Source organism: Rhodopirellula maiorica SM1 (assembly GCF_000346295.1).
Taxonomy (GTDB): Bacteria; Planctomycetota; Planctomycetia; order Pirellulales; family Pirellulaceae; genus Novipirellula; species Novipirellula maiorica.
This window is the reverse complement of record NZ_ANOG01000675.1, coordinates 1-2,044: the sequence shown is the minus strand read 5'-3', so window position 1 is coordinate 2,044 and position 2,044 is coordinate 1. Positions and strand designations below refer to the sequence as shown.

The 2,044-nt window shown below is 57.5% G+C and carries 1 protein-coding gene and 1 pseudogene; one reads left to right on the top strand and one right to left on the bottom strand.

Annotated features, from left to right (window positions below):
• Positions 1-1,022 (top strand): annotated as a pseudogene (locus RMSM_RS21580) (sodium/glutamate symporter); the annotation flags it as partial.
• Here RMSM_RS21580 and RMSM_RS21575 read toward each other — a convergent pair.
• Positions 1,012-1,929 (bottom strand): alpha/beta hydrolase, encoded by a 918-nt coding sequence (locus tag RMSM_RS21575; RefSeq protein ID WP_040768774.1) that lies wholly within the window; start codon positions 1,927-1,929, stop codon positions 1,012-1,014. The pseudogene RMSM_RS21580 and the gene RMSM_RS21575 sit on opposite strands and share 11 nt — an antisense overlap.
• Between the last annotated feature and the right edge of the window lie 115 nt (positions 1,930-2,044).

Genomic DNA, 2,044 nt, shown 5'->3' with positions numbered 1-2,044 from the left:
CCGGATTCGCTGGGGGGCATGGCACAGCTGCGGCGATGGGTGAGGTGTTCGCACACGAATCAATCGCATTGGTCGGCGGCCGCGATCTTGGCATTCTGATGGCCACCGCGGGGCTGGTCTACGGCATGATCAGCGGGATCGGATGGATCAATCTTGGGGCGCGGCGAGGATGGTTCCCGACCAACCGCTTGGCCCACAACGCTCCGCTGCTCGATTCTGCTAAGACCGAGGTTGCGGCGCCGCCACGCGTACCAATCGGTTACGCCACAATTCGCAGTGAAACACTTGATCCGCTGCTATTACAGGCGTTGTGGTTGATAACGGCGTTTGGGATTGGGATGGCGTTGCAGCAAGCGGTGTTGATGGTCGCGGTGACCTTGGACGGATGGTTCACCAGTGACACGGTGCGAGACGCCGCCAACCAACAGTTGTCGACGCGGTTGTCGTTTTCACGAATCCTTGATTTCCCGCTGTTCATCTACACCTTGTTCGGCGGCTTGATTGTTCGCCGCAGCACTCGGTTGTTGGGGTGTGAAGAACGGATCGACAGCGATTCAATTGGCCGGCTTTCCGCCGCCGCGATGGACGTATTGGTGGTCGCCGCGATCGCGTCGCTGAACATTGCCGCCGTGGCGACCATGATTGTTCCTTTTTCGATTCTTGCGATCGCAGGCGCGATTTGGACGGGCGTCTGCTTGCTCGTAATTTCACGCTGGGTTCTACCGCGAGACCACTGGTTCGAACTCGGATTGATCAACTACGGCATGTCGACAGGCGTGACCGCGACCGGATTTGTGCTGCTGCGTCTGGTGGATCCAGACTTGGATACCGACGCCGCAGAAAACTATGCACTTGCGGCTCCGCTTTCCGCCCCTTTTATCGGAGGCGGAATGTTGACGATTGGGTTGCCGCTGTTGGTACTCGAGCGGGTCCCACTTGCCATCACGTCACTGACGGCCGCAGTGATCGTAATCGGTCTGATTGTCGTGGGACGACGCTGGCAACCAGCGGCTAAGGATTGACCATGCCTAGACGCGTTAGCCAAGTCTGACATAAACCGGGCCACTGGTTTGCGCCGTCCACTTTTTTGGCCAACCCTAGCCCATGCGCCCCATCGTTGAACAAATGCATTTCGACCGGCACTTTATGATCGACGCAGGCTCGGTAGTACAGCAAACTGTTTTCGACTGGCACCGCGGTGTCTTTGGCGGTGTGGAACAAAAACGTCGGCGGTGTTTTCTCGCTCACCTGAGTCGGTGTGTCCAACGAAGCCAGCAGTGCGGGATCAGGATTGTCGCCCAATAGATTTCGCTGGCTTCCCTTATGCGTGTGGGGCTTGCCAAGCGACAGAACGGCGTAACACAGGATGCTGAAGTCAGGACGTGAGGAAACGCGTTGCACAGGATCGCTGGACGCCGGGTCAGCATCGGCAAAGTGGGTGGAGACGGTCGAACAAAGATGGCCGCCCGCAGAGAACCCGATCACACCGATGCGGTTAGGGTCGATATTCAGTTCCTTGGCGCGAGCACGCAGTGTTTGGATTGCACGCTGAGCGTCTTGCATCGGAGCAGGGTGGCCATAGCCCTTGCCATCGTTTCCTTTGCCTCGCAAACGGTAGGTACAAATCGCCGATGACATTCCCATTGAATGGAACCAAGCGGCAAATTCGTATCCTTCGTGTCCCATCGCATGGCCACCGTACCCACCGCCAGGCAGAATCACCACTGCCGCAGTCGGCGCGTCCGCATCGGCCCGCGTGATGATCAACTCGGGCACATCGCCGACCCCAGTCAACTCGACTCCGGGAATCCCGTCAGGCCAAAGCGGTTCCGTGGTATGGGGGGGCTGTTCGGCAGAAAGCACCGAGGCATTTGCCAAAGCAAAGCAAATCAATAGTGGAATGGATTGCATCAGGGTAGGTCGGGTCATGGAGAGTCCTTGCAGAAAAAAAGGTGGGGGGAGAGCAGTATAGTCGTTGATCGCTCCCGCGATCATAACGTGAAGCAAGAAAAAACGGCTTATCTAATCCGCAGGCTACAAATTT